The organism is Candidatus Devosia phytovorans (assembly GCA_029202405.1).
GTDB classification, from domain to species: domain Bacteria; phylum Pseudomonadota; class Alphaproteobacteria; order Rhizobiales; family Devosiaceae; genus Devosia; species Devosia phytovorans.
On record CP119312.1, the window covers coordinates 2,756,234 to 2,772,097 of the forward strand.

Annotated in this window: 12 protein-coding genes and 2 pseudogenes; 4 read left to right on the forward strand and 10 right to left on the reverse strand. The window is 57.4% G+C overall.

Annotation, left to right across the window (positions count from 1 at the left end):
• Positions 1-53 precede the first annotated feature (53 nt).
• Complete coding sequence (locus P0Y65_13640) at positions 54-1,127, reverse strand: siderophore-interacting protein (protein WEK03241.1); 1,074 nt, start codon at positions 1,125-1,127, stop codon at positions 54-56.
• 49 nt (positions 1,128-1,176) lie between these two features.
• A complete protein-coding gene (locus P0Y65_13645) occupies positions 1,177-3,249 on the reverse strand; it encodes a TonB-dependent hemoglobin/transferrin/lactoferrin family receptor (GenBank protein ID WEK03242.1) in 2,073 nt (690 codons plus the stop codon).
• A 258-nt stretch (positions 3,250-3,507) separates the two neighbouring features.
• Here P0Y65_13645 and P0Y65_13650 point away from each other — a divergent pair, with 258 nt between their 5' ends.
• A complete protein-coding gene (locus P0Y65_13650; protein WEK03243.1) occupies positions 3,508-4,392 on the forward strand; it encodes an ABC transporter substrate-binding protein in 885 nt (294 codons plus the stop codon).
• Positions 4,393-4,774: 382 nt separating this feature from the next.
• Here P0Y65_13650 and P0Y65_13655 read toward each other — a convergent pair whose 3' ends face one another.
• Both P0Y65_13655 and P0Y65_13660 read right to left on the reverse strand, forming a co-directional pair.
• Positions 4,775-5,926 carry a PAS domain-containing sensor histidine kinase gene (locus P0Y65_13655; GenBank protein ID WEK03244.1) on the reverse strand — a complete coding sequence of 384 codons (1,152 nt, stop codon included), beginning with the start codon at positions 5,924-5,926 and terminating at the stop codon, positions 4,775-4,777.
• A pseudogene (locus P0Y65_13660) lies at positions 5,913-6,473 on the reverse strand (alpha/beta hydrolase). Before P0Y65_13660 ends, P0Y65_13655 begins: the two are co-directional and overlap by 14 nt.
• A gap of 75 nt (positions 6,474-6,548) precedes the next feature.
• Here P0Y65_13660 and P0Y65_13665 point away from each other — a divergent pair.
• On the forward strand, positions 6,549-6,725 hold the full coding sequence (locus P0Y65_13665) for a hypothetical protein (protein ID WEK06800.1): 177 nt from the start codon (positions 6,549-6,551) through the stop codon (positions 6,723-6,725).
• Positions 6,726-6,916: 191 nt separating this feature from the next.
• On the opposite strand, the gene P0Y65_13670 is transcribed toward P0Y65_13665, so the two are convergent.
• From P0Y65_13670 to P0Y65_13695, 6 genes and pseudogenes are all read right to left on the reverse strand, one after another.
• A complete protein-coding gene (locus tag P0Y65_13670) occupies positions 6,917-7,627 on the reverse strand; it encodes an SDR family NAD(P)-dependent oxidoreductase (GenBank protein WEK03245.1) in 711 nt (236 codons plus the stop codon).
• 694 nt (positions 7,628-8,321) lie between these two features.
• Complete coding sequence (locus P0Y65_13675; GenBank protein WEK03246.1) at positions 8,322-8,492, reverse strand: DUF2256 domain-containing protein; 171 nt, start codon at positions 8,490-8,492, stop codon at positions 8,322-8,324.
• A pseudogene (locus tag P0Y65_13680) lies at positions 8,492-10,035 on the reverse strand (cryptochrome/photolyase family protein). The gene P0Y65_13675 and the pseudogene P0Y65_13680 overlap by 1 nt, the downstream one beginning before the upstream one ends.
• A gap of 100 nt (positions 10,036-10,135) precedes the next feature.
• On the reverse strand, positions 10,136-10,666 hold the full coding sequence (locus P0Y65_13685) for a fasciclin domain-containing protein (protein WEK06801.1): 531 nt from the start codon (positions 10,664-10,666) through the stop codon (positions 10,136-10,138).
• Between the two features lie 210 nt (positions 10,667-10,876).
• Positions 10,877-11,938: a sensor histidine kinase gene (locus P0Y65_13690; GenBank protein WEK03247.1), complete on the reverse strand. Its 1,062-nt coding sequence runs from the start codon at positions 11,936-11,938 to the stop codon at positions 10,877-10,879.
• Entirely contained in the window at positions 11,925-13,427 is a 1,503-nt protein-coding gene (locus tag P0Y65_13695; protein ID WEK03248.1) for an ATPase domain-containing protein, read from the reverse strand. The genes P0Y65_13690 and P0Y65_13695 overlap by 14 nt, the downstream gene beginning before the upstream one ends.
• 326 nt (positions 13,428-13,753) lie before the next feature.
• On the opposite strand from P0Y65_13695, the gene P0Y65_13700 reads away from it, so the two are divergent.
• Both P0Y65_13700 and P0Y65_13705 read left to right on the forward strand, forming a co-directional pair.
• The gene (locus tag P0Y65_13700) at positions 13,754-14,950 is read left to right on the forward strand and encodes a histidine kinase dimerization/phosphoacceptor domain -containing protein (GenBank protein WEK06802.1); all 1,197 of its coding nucleotides are present in this window, start codon (positions 13,754-13,756) and stop codon (positions 14,948-14,950) included.
• A 155-nt stretch (positions 14,951-15,105) separates the two neighbouring features.
• Positions 15,106-15,792: a LuxR C-terminal-related transcriptional regulator gene (locus P0Y65_13705; protein ID WEK06803.1), complete on the forward strand. Its 687-nt coding sequence runs from the start codon at positions 15,106-15,108 to the stop codon at positions 15,790-15,792.
• Positions 15,793-15,864 lie beyond the last annotated feature (72 nt).

Here is a 15,864-nt window from a genome sequence, read left to right on the forward strand (position 1 = left end):
TGAGAGATATAACCAACATTACTGGTAATCCAAGATGCCCGAGATGTCGCGTGTCAACCCGCCATGACACCCGCCGCACCAATGCGCCAGTAGCCGGCCACCAGTGTCTGCTTGCGATCCAGACCGCGCTCGCCGCGCCAATATTCTCGGACGATCTTGGCCATGCTTGCTTCTCCGGCGAACCAGCCGAAGCCAGTCCTGTCTGATGGCCATTCAGTGTGGCAGACGGCTTCTGACAGACGGTGGTCATTGCCAGGTGCAATGCCGTCACGATAGATCCAGTTGATCTCAAAACCGGGGTGGGCGGGGAGTTCCTGTTGCTCGTTTCGGTCTGCCACCTCGATATGGACAACGCCACGAGCATCGGGCGCGAGGCGAGACAATAGGCGGCTGACGGCCGGAATGCCGGTTTCGTCCGCGCCCATCACATACCATTCGGCCTCCGGGATAGGCCTGCCGAGTGGCCCCATGATCCCAATCTGCATACCCGGCGCGGCCGCTTCTGCCCAGATCGAGCCGGGACCGCCGTCTGCGTGGACAACCATGTCGACATCGAAGGTCCCGCTGGCGCGATCGATCTGCCGGATCGTGTAGACCCGCGACACGGGCTTGCGCGCCTCGTCCGGCCACAATGGCAGGCCATTGGGGCCCTGTTCCGGCCAGACAGGATCGGGAACTTCGGAGGTCGGCAGGAGCATGCGGATATGCATGCCGCCAAAGCTCTCGAAACGCTCCAGATCGTCGGCCGCGAGGCGAACGCGCCGCATGTGGGGCGTAATTGAAACCGCCTCGCGCACGGTCGCCAAGCGGAACTGGCTGAGCTTGGTGTCGCTGAGGTCGCCCTGCCAGATGATGTTCGGCTTGTCCTCCTTGGCATAGAGCTCGACGGCCATGGCCAGGATGACCTTGAGACGCGCCAGACCGTCCGCCGTGGGCGCCTCTGCTTCCAGCCGGAGTTGCCCGGCCGGCATGTGCAGGCGCGCCGTGCCCCAGGGGAATTGATAGAGCTGACCGTCGTCGGCAGCCGTCATCTGCGACTGGAAGCTGAGAAGCCGGTCGGTGATGCGGTCGATATAGGTGGGCAAGTTGTCCAGCTGGAGGCTGGCGCTGCTGCTGAATGAGGTCATGTCTTGGATCCTGAAAAGGAGAACGGGACCCGAGGGTCCCGTTTGAAGCCTAGCCGCCGATCCGGCCGGTCAGGCTGATCTTGAATGTGCGGCCTTTGCCCTGCTCGGTGATCGCCGTACTGGACCAGGAACTCTGCGGATCCGTGTAGGACGTGTTGAACAGGTTATCGACGCCAAGATTGATGTGGGTGTTGTCGTTCACCTGGTAGTCGGCAAAGAGGTTCACGAGGTTGTAGCCGGGATCCTCGACGTCGGCAGCAGCCGGGTTTGAACGCTGCGTGCGCGTGATGCCGCCGACAGCGAGATACTGGGCGCCTACGGTCAACTGGTCGTCGAGGAAGCGAGCGCCGACCGTCGCGGAAAAGCGTTCGAGCGGCGTATTGTCAAGCGCCTGACCATTGTAGATGCCGCCCGTGATCTCAGCCTGGGTCAGCGATCCGGTCAGATTGATGAAACCCGGTCCGAAGTCATAGAGACTTTCAAGTTCGACACCCTGCAGGCGAGCCGGCCCGATGTTATAGGCGCTGCGCGGCGTTCTGGTCAGGTCGACTTCGATATAGTCGTCGATGTTGGTGTGGAACACCGTCAGCTTCGAGCGGAACATGTCGCCGGCCATGAACAGGTCGTCGTATTTCAGGTTGATGCCGGCTTCCCAACTCCGCGCCACTTCGGGCTTGAGACTGAAATTGGGAACATATGCCGTATCGCCATGGGCGCCGGTGCCGCGGAAGATGTTCTGCAGGCCCGGGGCGCGATAGCCTTCCGAATAGGTGCCGAAAACCTGGAAGCCTTCGATCGGGGTGACGCCGACCGTGAGGCGAGGCGCCAGACGGCCGCCGTCGATGGTGACATCGGTGAGCGGCGCGGTCTTGGTCTGGCCGTCCAGGCGATAGCCGTCATAGCGAAGCGCCGCGACGGTTTCGATGAGGTCGTTATACTCGGCCTGCCACTGCAGATAGGCGCCATAGCCATACTGCTCGCCCGAGCCGAAATGCGACGCCTGTTCGACACCGAGACGGTTGAACAGCTGGGAGTCGCCGGTGAGATAGTAGAAGTCGCCACCAACCGTTACCGTATTGTCGATGTCGCCAGTCGGGAAGCGCGACGCATTGTTGGCGTTAAATCCAGTGGTCGCGACATCGTAGTAACGGAACGTGCCAGCCGAGGCGAGCGGGAATACCTGCGTCTGCTCGGCGCGGGTCCGGTTGTGATAGAGGTCAACCGAGAAATCGATCAGATCGTTGTCGACCGGATCGAAGTCATAGGCTAGGCTATAGGTCTGGTTGGTCGTGACGGCATCGAAGCGCGACAGTGTTGCACTCGGCGAGCCGCTCGAGCCGGTGATGATGTCCTCGTAATTCTGCCGGATGACGCTAAGCTTGATCTCGTGCCCTTCCGCCGGGCGGAACGTACCCTTGGCAAAGCCGCTCGTGACGTTCTCGCCCGTCCAAGGCACTGTGGCGCCGTCGCCATCCTGATACTGATCGCGGTCGCGATAGACGAAGTTGCCGATGATATCGGCATTCTCGCCCAGCTTGACGGCACCGGTCGTGCTGGTGGTGACGCCCTTGCCATTGGTTTCATAGCTCAGTTTTTCGCTAACGGCCCAAGTCTCGCCGGGACGGAGGAAGTCGCTGGCATCCTTGGTCTCGAAGGACACCACGCCGCCGATACCGCCCGAGCCATAGGCATTGGACACCGGTCCACGGATGACCGTTGCGGCCTTCAGCAATTCGGGTTCGACGTAGAAGGAGCCTGAGCCGTGGCCGACGCGCCAATAATCCTGGCGGGCACCATCGAGCGTGACGACGACGCGTCCTTCTTGCTGCAGGCCACGAATGTTGATGGCGGTGGCCGGATCGTCGCCATTCATAGTTGCCGCGACACCCGGAACGGCGCGGAACAGTTCGGCCGCCGTATTGGCCTGGATCCGTTCAAGCTCCTCCTGCGTCAGGTGACTGACCGCCGCCATCGCATCGATAGCGGACTGGTCGACCATGGTGGCCGAGATCGTCAGCCGATCCAGCATGGTGACATGACGGTCAGTGGCGGCCGTGGTTGCCTGCTGCGCCATGGCGGCGCTGCCAAGCAGCAGCAGGGCGCCCTGGGCGCAACCGGTCAACAGGATTGCATTGAGGGCATGAGCCCGGAGACAAGAAGGCGAAGCCAATCTGAACCTCTTTTGATTTGGGAATCTGGCTGGCTTTGCGACAGGGCGCATGGCTGGCGGGACGGCACCAAATCACTTTCGTTGGGCCGACAACCCTCCTTATGTAAACATGATTGCGCGAGTCAAGATTATGCCTTAGTCCTGACACGGATTTTACCAAGTCCTGTCCGTCAAAGGAAAATCCGAATGATTTCCGCCCCGAAACGTCTGATGAGCCGTGCTCTGTGCGCTTGCTTGCTGCTGCTCACGACCTTGGTCCTGCCGGTGCAGGCGGAAACTTTGGATGCCAAAGGCCACCCGATAGTCAGCAACGGCGCCGAGCGCATCCTGAGCCTCGGGCCCGATGTGACGGAGATCGTTTACGCCCTAGGCGGCGGTGATCGCGTGATCGCCCGCGATCGGTCGAGCCGCTATCCCGAAGAAGCCGGCGACAAGCCCGATGTCGGATATCGCCGTACCCTCTCGCCCGAGGCCCTGATCGGCCTCTCCCCTGATCTCATCCTTGCGTCGGAAGACATTGGCCCGCCCGAAGCCATCGACGTGCTCGAAGGCCTCTCAACCCCGATGGTCTATGTACCCGAGGACAATTCACCCGAAGGCATAGCCCGCAAAATCGACATCATCGCCGCCGTCCTCGGCGCAGAAGATCAGGCCGTGTCGCTCAAAGCGGAAGTCCTTGGCGACTTCGAAGCAGCCTCTGCGCTCGGCGAAAGCGTGCCGGAGGCAGAACGCAAGAAAGTCGTCTTCTTCCACGGCCTGCTGCGACTGACCGGCGCAGGCGCCAACACCTCGGCCGATGCCATCATCGGCTACGCCGGAGCGATCAATCCGCTCAATGTCTACGATGGCTACAAGGCCGTCTCGGAAGAGAGCCTTCTCGAATACAAGCCGGAGGTCGTCCTGATGCTGAGCGATGGCAAGGGTGGTCCTACAACGGAAGAAGTCTTTGCCGTTCCTGCTCTGGCGCTGACGCCGGCCGGGATAAACAAGTCGCTTATCGTTCTGGATGGTCCATACATGCTCGGCTTTGGCCCAAGAACGGCATCGGCGGTACGGGATCTGGCATTGGCTTTGTACCCTCAACTAGCGCATTGAAGTCTCGAGGCTTTTGGGTTTTCGTCGGCTACCATACTAATCCGAAACTGATGTCACCTCTGCCGAGAGTTCTCGGTTCGCAACCACCCAGTTGTCATATATCAATCGAAATGGCGATGTCCGCTTCCTGAAGCCCGCAAAGGCCGCTCCAAGGACCGAATTGGGGTCGGGACCCGCCGGTCGACAACGCGCCCCATTCCCGCCGTCAAGGCCGTACTATCGATTGCCCAAAAGCTGCCGTCAGCTCGTGGCCATACGAACGGCTTAGACGGGGTGGGTTGCAGACAGGCAGCTTTCGTCAATAATCAGCAGAAAGCTGACTCAATCAAACACAAGCTGTGTGAGCTCACTGGTCAAATTTGTTCAGATGCAGCTGGGTGCATTATTTCGTTAGGATGCGGTCTGTCGCACCAACAGGCATTCGGAAAGTGAAACACGTCTCGTCGTCGTCCGACGTAGCCTTCAACGTGCCGCCATGGGCCTTCGCAATTTCGCTCGCGATAAACAGACCTAGGCCCAGACCCTGCTGCGATGGCCGAACCTTGCCTCGATAGAAGGGCTGGAAAAGTTGCTCCATTGCCGGCGGCGAAATCAGCTCGCCGCCATTGCAGACCATGAGCTCGAACGCGCCGTAGACGATCTTGGCCGTGACAACCACGGCCTTCTCAGGGTCTCCGTGCGTAATTGCGTTGCCGAGAAGATTGGAAAACATCTGACCGATGCGCGCTGGATCGACGTCGACCGGTTTTGGCAAATCGAAATCAATCCGGATCTCGCGCTGGGGATGAGCGGCGGTGATCTCGTTGACAATTTTGGCAAGCACAGGCTCGATACGGGCGCCCTTCGTCAACTCCAGGCCAATGCCGGCTCCAAGCCGTCCCCGGGCGAAGTCGAGCAGGTTGTCGATGAGCCCGCCCATACGAGCCACGCTTTCGCCCATCAACCGTAGCACTCGAACTGACTTAGCGTCGGTGTGCATCTGAGTGAGGATATTCGTTCCTCCGGACAGCCCGGCGAGCGGATTCCGAAGGTCGTGGCCGAGCACTGCGATAAACTGTTCTCGAAGTTCGGCCTCGTTCTTTGACACAAGTTGAAGCGCAGACGCGGCGGTAACTTGGGTCTGCAGACCAGAGTTCAGTTCCCCGAGTTCGCGTTCATGCCGTCGACGTTGAAGGGCGCGGAATACGGTTATGCGGGTAGACACTACCTTGCCCAAGACACGGCGCTCGGCAGCGCTGGCGAGTACGGGCACGATCGCGCCGTCAAGTGTCAGTAGGTCTAGCGCGACTTCCTCGAAGGCACCTTGTATCTGAAGCAACGGAGCGAAATGAGTCTCGTAAAAGATGCTGCCGGCGACGTTCAGAAATTCCCGAAAGCGTTTGCCGATCAGCTGGTCTGGCGTTCGCCCGAGCCATGAGCAAAGCGTGGTGTTGACGCGCACTATCCGCCCATCGCTGCCGAGCGATAGGTAGCCGCAAGGCGCATTTTCAAACAGGTCCTGGAAGTCGTCTTCGGATCGGTCAGATGAACTCATCGATTGCTGCTATGACAGCGTTGGGTGCGCTGAGGTTGGGGCAATGACCGCTGGCATCCAGATAGACGATCTGGCTACCTTCGATGTGGCGGTTGACATATTTGCCTACTTTCTCCGACGCAATAATATCGTCGCGGGTCTGCAAGATGACGGTATCGGTCCGCACCTTGGCCAAGTCGGCGCGATTGTCAGAGGTGAAGGTGGCGCGAGCGAAATGCTTCGCTATCTCCGGATCGGTGCGACAGAAAGAGTTCGTCAACTCCTCGCCAAGTTCCGGGCGATCGGGATTGCCCATAATCGCCGGCGCCATAGACGCGGACCAACCAAGGTGGTTGTCGGACATGGATGCCAACAGTTCCTCGATCTGGGCAGCGCTGAAGCCACCCTCATAGTCTCCGTCGTCGATGTAGCGCGGCGACGGGCTCACCATCACCAGCTTTGAAAACATGCCTGGAGCATCGATAGAAGCCAGAGCGCCAATCATACAGCTCACTGAATGGCCAACGAAGATGGCATCGTGCAAATCCAGCTCCTGACCGATCTCAACGAAGTGGGAGTCGACATGCTGATGGTCTACGCGGACATTCAAGTCGTTTTCACCGATGTCGACATGCCCGGTAGTATGGATGGCATCAAGCTTGCCGCCGCCGTTCGAAATCGGTGGCCGCCGATCAAGATCATCGTTACGTCGGGCCATCGCAAGGTTCATCTGTCGGACATTCCTGCGGAGAGCAGGTTCTTTAGCAAGCCTTATCGGGCCGCCGATATTGCCGCTGCGGCTCGCGAGATGATGAGCTAGGCCTGTCGAATTATCGCTGTCTGGTTTTAGGTCGCAGTTGTGATCAGCGATGTGGCTGATAGCGAGCCGGCTTAAGACTAACGGCTCTTTGCGCCAAGATACCGCAGCGCAGGGCAGTCCACGGCCGTTCTCGACCCTCATGGTAATCTCCCGGGGCCTATCGGAGGATGGTTTGTGAGGATGCAGTAGGCCTACCAAGGCAACGGTTGCCCGGAGTGATTGATCAACAAGCCGTTTTGCTTCGGCTGCACTCCATCGACGACACGTAACAGGCGTTCCGCTGCGGTATCTGGCTCTACGACGCTATGGCCCGACGAGAACGGGGCTGACAAGGTTGACGCTACCGTCCCGGGATGCAGGGTCAGACAGATCGCGTCTGGGCGACTTCGAGCTAGCTCGATTGCGGCGGTGCGTATCAGTTGGTTGAGGGCTGCTTTCGATGCGCGGTAACTGTACCAACCGCCGAGATGGTTGTCGCCGATACTGCCGACCTTGGCCGAAAGTGCTGCGAAGACGGCCTTGCCCTGCCGGGGTAACAGTGGGAGGAAGTGCTTGGCGACAAGGGCCGGACCGATGGCATTGACCGCAAATGCACGGGTCAGCCCTCCGAGATCGAGCTGACGCCAGGTCTTCTCCGGCTGGAAATCGCCAGCGTGCAGGACACCTGTTGCGACGATCACCAGCCTCAGCGGCAGTGCCATTGATGCGACTGTGGACGCTGTGGCCGCAATGGACGCCTCATCAAGGAGATCGAAGCCGTCATTGCGGCGGGACAATCCAGTGACCTGAGAGAACGATGCGGATTTTTCCAGCCCGCGTACTAGCGCCGCCCCGATGCTGCCGCTGGCTCCAACAACTATAGCGTGGCCGCCCGTTATGAATGACTGAAGCTCAATTTTCATCCTGTTCGTGCTCCTGTTGATGCAAACTTGAGGCTATGAATGCTGAATGGCTTGCCCCGGTTCAACAGGGTAGCCATTGCCCGGCCCTGACCAACCTCCCGTCTCGTTGGGACAAAGCGGAACATCAGATCCCAACGGTATGAACCATCGATTTAGTGCAGCGTTCCAGTTTTTCAACGAAGCAAAGGGACCGTCCATGTAGTAATCTCAGCCGCCAGCATCGGAGGCTTCCCCACAGCTTCGTGGCTGGATCGGTATGGCTTCGAAGTGGTGGTCGTGGAAAGGGCGCCACAGTTTCGTAACGGCGGTCAAAACGTCGACCTTCGCGGCGGCGGTCGCGAGGTGCTCGATATGACGGGCCTGGTTGAGGGCCACTGCGGAAAGGAACCGGTGATGAGGTGACCGCCTGGATTGGCGAAGGCGGCAAGATCGTCGCTCAGATCGACCAGGACGATACAGGCAACAACGGTCCGACCGCCGAGATGTAGATCCTTCGCGCCCACCTCGCACGGCTGGTTTACGATCGCAGCAAAGAAAGCTCGGAATTCCGGTTCGGCGACGATCTGACTTTACGTTGTCAGCAGTCCTTAATAGGCGTGGAGCGTAGTCGGTCGGTTCCTGTCAAGTCTCAAGCAAAACATGCAGGCGATGACAACCAGCCTAGGGTCAAATTGAACATATTAAAACAGAGCACTCAGAGTCTTGTCGCCGCTCCAGCTGCAGTTTGCTTCCGTGTTCGGCAGGCTTTGGAGCAATACTTGACCTCGTCCCAGACAGCCGACCACTTCTTGCGCCACACAAACGGGCGGTTGCAGACCACGCAAGTCTTGACCGGTAGGTTGCTCTTTTCGATCCTTTTGGCCATCACAAGCTCCCCTCCCGCATAGCAATAAAATGGGCACTGGCTTGATCGCGCAGGGCCGTCTGTTTGTCCGGCCCCATTTTTTCCCAAGTTGCATAGACGTAATGCATCCGCGCATTCTGAGAAAAGCGATCACGGTGACGGGCGACAAAGTCCCAGTAGAGCGCGTTGAACGGGCAGGCATCCTCACCGATCGCTAGCGCCGGATCGTAGCGGCAGCCGTCGCAGAAATCGCTCATGCGATTAATATAGTTGCCGCTTGCCGCATAGGGTTTAGACGCCATCAGACCGCCATCTGCGTGGAGGGCCATACCGATGGTATTGGGTAGTTCGACCCACTCATAGGCGTCGGCATAAACCGCCAGATACCATTCGTGCACTGCTTTGGGCTGTATTCCAGCAAGTAGTGCGAAATTGCCGTTGATCATAAGCCGCTGGATATGATGAGAATAGGCTTGCTCGATGGTCTGGGCAAAGACCTCTTTCATGCAGGCCATCCCTGTTTCTCCCGACCAGTAGAACCAAGGCAATGGCTCGTTGGCACTAAGCGCATTGCGTTCGGCGTAGCCGGGCATGAAGTGCCAGTAAATGCCCCGGACATATTCTCGCCAGCCGAGGATCTGCCGGATGAAGCCCTCGGCGGCGTTGATCGGAACACGGCCCAATCGATAGGCGTCTTCCGCCTGCTGGCAGACTTCCAGCGGGTAAAGCAATCCAGCATTGATGTACGTGGAAAGAAGGGAATGCTGAAGGTAAGGCTGCCCCAACAACATTGCATCCTGATGATCGCCGAAGCCAGGCAGGACGTGTTCAATGAAATGAGCCAACTCGCGGAGCGCCTGCCGCCGGGTGACGGAAAAGTGGAATGGCTCGAGTTGGCCAAATTGCTGTGGAAGGCGGTTACGCACCATATCCAGCACACTCAGCGTGATGGCGTCCATGCGAAAGCTTAGCCGGGCAGGAGAGCTCAGCCCTTTGACGGGAGGCTTACGATTTTCCTTGTCGAAGTTCCATCGTCCGCCTGTGGGTGTACCATCGGCTTCCAGCAAGATCGCGTATCGGCGCCGCATCTCTCGATAAAAATATTCCATGCGAAGCTCACGCCTGCCGTCTGCCCATTCACCGAATTGGCCGGTCGTACAGAGGAACCGAGTATCGGGCAGGATTTCAAGCGGCACAGGAATGGCCAGTTGAAGCGACTCTATCAGCTCCTTCTGCCGCCATTCGCCGGTTCGGTTACGACCACACGATCGGGCGACAGGTCACCGGTTGCCCGCAGGATCTCAGAATCCAGCGTCTGAGTATTGTCCTGGTCATCGAGCCGCACATACCGGACGGTGAACCCCGCGGAGCGCAAAGCCTCCGCGAAATGGCGCATGGTCGAAAAAAGGAAGGCGATCTTCTTGACGTGGTGATTGACGTTGGTGACCTCGGAGAGAACCTCAATCATCAAGACCACATCGTTCTCGCGATCGGCGTCGGTCAACACAGCCAATCGAGTTGACAGGTGATCTGGCATGACAATGCGCAAAACACGTTCGACCATCGGCTTCAGCTCCGGAATTCGGCATTGTCGAAGCTATGAAATGAAACACCCCGCCTTTGACAGCGGGGTGAACATCAAGCATCGCTGGATTGGCAGTCGACTACATCTTGGGCGTAAGTACTGCGTCGATGACGTGGATGACGCCGTTGGACTGGATAACGTCCGCGATGGTGACGTTGGCGACGGTGCCATTTTCGTCGGTGACGGTAACCTTGCCATCAGCGGCCTTAAGCGTGAGCTTGCAACCGCCAACCGTGTCGACCACATGTTCGCCGCCGTCAGCTTCGACCATCGACACGATGTCGGTCGAGAGCGCCTTGGCCGGGATGACATGGCATGTCAGGATTTTGGTCAGCATGTCCTTGTTTTCGGGCTTAAGCAGATTTTCAACGGTGCCGGCCGGCAGGGCGTCAAAAGCTGCGTTCACGGGCGCAAGGACGGTGAACGGGCCGGGGCCGGAAAGGGTCTCGACGAGACCTGCAGCCTGAACGGCAGCAACGAGCGTAGTGTGATCAGCCGAATTCACGGCGTTCTCGACAATGTTCTTGTCGGCGAACATGGCAGCGCCGCCTACTTCCGGGTTGTCCTGTGCGTAAACAGAAGCGCCTGAAATAGCCGACACCGAGAGCATGGTGGCAAGCGAGAGAGCGCGTAAAGAGAGTTTCATGTCTGTTCCTTCCCATAACGGCCGGATTCCACCGGCTACGGCTACAACTACGGACGGGGAGGCTGTTTGGTTGCGCTCGGCTTATTATTTCGTGTCAGCACTTTAGCGCACGGTGACGGAAGAGTGACAACCATCGTCTAATTGCAGGGTGACCACGAAATTATAGGCCGGATTTCAAGAGCTCATATCTGGTACCACAGAATGGGTAAGCCCTTGCAGAGGACCGGAGAAAGTCAGCCTAAAGCCTTCTTGGGGATAGATTTGCTCAATCGTGCCCAGCCCGCCCAAGGTTGCTCGAACCAGACGAGACCCGAAACCTTTCGCCGTAGGCTCCCTGACTTCAGGTCCGCCGGACTCTTTCCAATAGAAGGAAAATTGCTCGACGCCGCCAGCGTCTTGAAGTTTCCAGGACACGTCTACCTTCCCGCCCAACCCATCCTGTGACAGAGCGCCGTATTTAATGGAGTTGGTCGCGAGCTCATGAATGACAAGCGTGAAGGATAGTGCCGCCTGAGGAGAGAAGCGGACTGCAGGGCCGGAAACTTCGAAGTTCTGGCCATGAACGTTCAATGTCTTGAGGACAAGATCGCGAAAATCTGCTTCTTGAAAGTCGGTGTTGAGCAAGAGATCGTGCGTTCGGGCCAGTGCCGAGAAACGCTCGACGATGCGGGTTTGCAGGTCCTCCAGACTTGAGACTGGCCGTAGCGTTTGCGTGACGATGGATTGCAGCATGGCGATGGTGTTCTTGACCCGGTGCGCCAGCTCCCTCGTCATAACCCGCTGTAGACGGGCATTTCGCTCAAGCTCGTCCAAATGATTTTTCGTGACGAACTGACGCCGGCGTCCGGCGAGCGCCCATTGCACCGCGCTGAACAGCGCAGTGGAGCTCATGGGACGTTCAAGCACCATCACGTTTGCGACTTCGAGCGGGAAAAGCTTATAGACGGCCTCCGTCTGGCCGCTTGATCTTTTCTGCCCTATGAGCAGGATAAAGGGGTAGGACGACCAGGTTGGCTGGGCGTTTACCGCCTCCACAAGATCGCTCCAGTCATCTTGGAAGAGAGCTTCTTCGCTCATCAAGACAGCGCCTAGGTCGTCTCCTAGAGCCTTGACCACGTCGGACAGCGAAGTAACGGACAGTGCGTTGAGCCCTTTCGTCGCCAAAAGGTCAACTAGGCTCTTTGAGTCTTTTGCGAATGGAGCGTAAACGATGACCCGCTTGTCACTCCATGTCATCGGCGCGGCTTTCCATCAGCGGGCCGCGTTCACCGACATATTCCGGTGTCCCTGTCAGCACGCCTCGGAAAGCAACCAACGGGTCGCCGATGCGAATACCATGGCTATCGAACTTGAGCTCCCGAATGGCATCCTCATGGGCGCCACTGCGGTTTTTCATGATTGATATCGCCTTGTGAAGCCGGCCTTGTGCCTCGAAATAGCGGAATAGGAAGACCACGTCCGCGATATAGGAAATGTTGAGCTGTCCGGTATTCATCGTGCCGACAAGACCTGTCTGAGGGTTCACCAACAACGTCATGACGCCCTGTTGGTTCAGATAGGACAAAAGCTCATGGAGTTGCAGCAGCAACTGCTTCTCCTCTGGCATCGCTGCCAGATAGCCATTGAGGCTGTCTATCACCAAAACTTTTACTTGCCGCTCTTCGACTTCCTTGCGAACGAGCCATGCAAATTGGCCGGGCGTGGTCTCCGCCGGGTCCATTTGGACGATCTTAAGGCAGCCCTGTTGGAGTGGGCCATCAGGGTCCTGACCAAGCGATTTAGACCGGGCCAGCATTGTTCCGATGCGCTCGTCGAACTCATACACCGTCGCGTTCTCGCCCCTCTCGCACGCAGCCAGGGCGTAAGAGAGTGCGACCGAGCTTTTCCCCGCTCCAGGGGGACCGGTCAAGATCGAGCACGTGCCACGCAGCGGTCCACCACTCAGCGAAGCGTCGAGCTCGGCGATGCCACTTGAGATGGGGTCGCCAACAAACGGGGTGTGATGGTCTGATGCGATCAATCGCGGATAGACCTTTAGGCCACCCCGCTCTATTTGCACGTCGTGGTATCCAGCCGAAAACTGCACGCCGCGCATCTTCTGAACCTGGATGACACGGCGCGCGGGACCGAACTCTAAGGTTTTTCGCTCCAAGGTAATAACGCCGTGAGCGATCGAATGTAGATGAGCGTCAAGTTGGCCATGTTCGCCAGTCAAATCATCGACCAGAAGTACCGTGATGTTCTGACCAGCAAAATACTGCTTTAGAGATAGAACCTGACGACGGTACCGCAGAGGATCTTGTGAAAGTAGGCGCAATTCCGAGAGGCTGTCGAACACCAGCCGTTTAGGCTTTACCTTTTCGACCATCTTGATGATCAAATCTACGGTGGCACTAAGCTCGATTTCCCATGGGTGAATGATCGTCTGACCGCGACCATCCCCCAGCACGTCTTCGGCTTCCGACAGCTCGAATATGTCGATGCCGTTCAACGTCCAGCCGTGGGAGGCAACGACTGCGCTCAGTTCTTCTCTGGTCTCAGAGAGAGTGATGTAGAGGCATGGTTCGCCTTTGGCGACGCCCTCCATTAGGAATTGAAGGCTCAGGGTGGTCTTGCCAGAACCTGGCGCACCTTCAAGCAGGTAAAGACGCGATGGTGTCAGCCCGCCGTTTAGCACAATGTCGAGACCGTCGTTTCCGGTCGAAATTCTAGGGTCCGAACTCATTCCAAATTCCGTTTTGGCAGACTTGCAGTCGACGTAGCACGCCGACCATTCCAAAGATAATTAGTTCATCCCAGCTGAATCCGGGAGTGGGCTTCCCAAAATCATTTGTTAGCCGGAGGTCGCCGACAGATCCTCCAAGAGTCGTCTGGTTGGCGACGCTCCCTCCGAACCGGGCAAGCACATTCACAATCGCAGAAAGCAGCTTGTTGAGACGCAAGGTGAGCAACTATAGAGGTGATGTCGCCTCTCTTATGGATTGGGAGGGATGATCAGGGTTACCCAACTTGGCGATAGGCATCGAGCGCGCGAGCAGGCGCCTCCTCAATTTGCATGCGACACCTTGGCGATGGGCCGCTGCGGCGGTGTGCTTCGCTGTCGCATTGTTCCTTCGAATGTGGCTCCATGACAGCCTGCCACCCGGGTACCCATTTTTAACCTTCTTTCCGGCAGTTATCCTGACTGCCTTCGTGGGTGGGCTAATACCCGGCGTGTTTGTGGCAGCATGCTCATTTCTGGCATCCTGGTACTATTTCATCCCCCCTTTCGACACTTTCGAGCTCAACCCTCCGACTGGCTTGGCACTCGCCTTCTTCGCCACGGTCATCACCGTGGATTTGCTCGTGATCCACCTCATGTTTAGGTGGGTTGACGAGCTTGATCGTGAAAAGCTGAAATCGGCATCTTTAGCTGCCTCCCGTGACCTGATGTTTCAGGAACTGCAACACCGCGTATCGAACAATCTGACGGTCGTAGCGTCCTTGCTTCGGCTTCAACGCAAAACTGTTACGGATGCCGATGCTCTACGCGCGCTCGATGAGGCCGCAAACCGCCTTGCCCTGATCGCTAAAATCCAACGGCGGCTGCACGATCCGAATGGTCAGCTATTGGCATTCGGCGAATTCGTCCGCGAGATATGCGAGGACCTGTTGGATGCGTCCGGGGTCACCAACGTCGCTATCGATGTAGACGCAGACCAACTCCTTCTTGCGTCAGAAAAAGCGACACCACTCGCCCTTATAATCGCGGAGATAGTCTCCAACAGCATCGAACACGCGTTCGTTGGAAAAGCGTCTGGCGCGATCAAAGTATTGATGCGCCTGGATGGCGACCTTCGAGCAGTAATCACCATTTCTGATGATGGGGTGGGCCTGCCAAGAGGCTTTGACCTAAATCAGACCAAGAGTTTAGGCTTGCTTCGTGGCACGGCGGTTCGCGGACAGCTTGGGGGCGAAATTGACTATGAGCACCGGAGTAGGGGCTACCGCAGAGATTGTGCTTCCTCTCGATTAACGATCGCCCACACTCGTCCGGCTTATCAAAGCCCCGTCATAACGTCACGGGATCAGATCGTTTTCGTCTTCGACACAGCACTTTCCGCGCAAAATCAATTCGTCCGTGCACAAGAGGGACGGAGTGAAGGCGGAACCCATCATCGAACAGATCAACTACTAAAAATCTTCCAAGATTTGCCGTCAGCGCTCCCCATCTCAATGCCTCCTAATAATAATCACACGACGGGGTGAGTTGACTTTATAGTACTGCGGGACAAGCATAAAAACATGTCCGGATATCGATTCGATGATTACTCACGTATCATCTGTACTGCGGCAGAGCGCTCAACTCGAGACGATTGCTCGCTCGGCGTGTCGCTTGACGATTCTAAACAGGCTTGAGCCAGATGCTGGATGTCGTCACAAACTTTATCAGCAATTCCACTAGGTCAAGAAGTCGCTGGGACGTCGAGAGAATTTCCGTGGACCTCGCAATGGCACACGGGTTTCGATCGATAATCGGCTTCCAGTTCGCACCTGGAAACACTTCTCTCATAGACTACATAGATTCCGATCCCAAACGTCGAGAGATATTGCGCGCGCCAGTTCCAGCATTTGTGCTCAAGAAATCCGCCTCGGTAATCTCGCGTCTGGCTCTTCGAGGTCAGGTAGCTGCATTCACCGTGCACGATCTGGGCGACGACAAAACCTACATTGCGGCGGCGGTGCAAACGGACACGGTTTGCGGTGTCATGGTGCCCATGATGGCCAATGGCGAGATCATAGGTGCGGTCAAATTTTGTGGTGAGGCCGTTCCTGCCAGCGAGACGATGATGGATCTGCACCTGGTTGCACACATGCTCTTCTCGGCGATGCAAAAATCTCGCGATTCCGGTTCGAAACCGGTGCTCACTCAAAGAGAAAGTGAAGTGATAAACTTGATGGCGAGGGGTCTGACCTCACCTGAGATCGCCCAGTCTTTGGGTATGTCTGAGCGCACGGTGAACCAGCACGCCGAGAACATTGCGCACAAGTTTGGAACGAAAAACCGCATACACTCTGTGGCGGAGGCCATGCGTTTCGGCGTGATCTGAGCGACAGCTATTAATTGTCAAAGGCTGTCCGACAAAATGAACATCGTGCCAACCTCTAACCAACGTCCGCCT

Excerpts from the sequence above, each read along its gene's own strand:
- P0Y65_13640 (WEK03241.1), bottom strand. The coding sequence starts at position 1,127 with ATGACCTCATTCAGCAGCAGCGCCAGCCTCCAGCTGGACAACTTGCCC.
- P0Y65_13650 (WEK03243.1), top strand. The coding sequence starts at position 3,508 with ATGAGCCGTGCTCTGTGCGCTTGCTTGCTGCTGCTCACGACCTTGGTC.
- P0Y65_13655 (WEK03244.1), bottom strand. The coding sequence starts at position 5,926 with ATGAGTTCATCTGACCGATCCGAAGACGACTTCCAGGACCTGTTTGAA.
- P0Y65_13665 (WEK06800.1), top strand. The coding sequence starts at position 6,549 with ATGGATGGCATCAAGCTTGCCGCCGCCGTTCGAAATCGGTGGCCGCCG.
- P0Y65_13670 (WEK03245.1), bottom strand. The coding sequence starts at position 7,627 with ATGAAAATTGAGCTTCAGTCATTCATAACGGGCGGCCACGCTATAGTT.
- P0Y65_13675 (WEK03246.1), bottom strand. The coding sequence starts at position 8,492 with ATGGCCAAAAGGATCGAAAAGAGCAACCTACCGGTCAAGACTTGCGTG.
- P0Y65_13685 (WEK06801.1), bottom strand. The coding sequence starts at position 10,666 with ATGCTCTCGGTGTCGGCTATTTCAGGCGCTTCTGTTTACGCACAGGAC.
- P0Y65_13690 (WEK03247.1), bottom strand. The coding sequence starts at position 11,938 with ATGACATGGAGTGACAAGCGGGTCATCGTTTACGCTCCATTCGCAAAA.
- P0Y65_13695 (WEK03248.1), bottom strand. The coding sequence starts at position 13,427 with ATGAGTTCGGACCCTAGAATTTCGACCGGAAACGACGGTCTCGACATT.
- P0Y65_13705 (WEK06803.1), top strand. The coding sequence starts at position 15,106 with ATGCTGGATGTCGTCACAAACTTTATCAGCAATTCCACTAGGTCAAGA.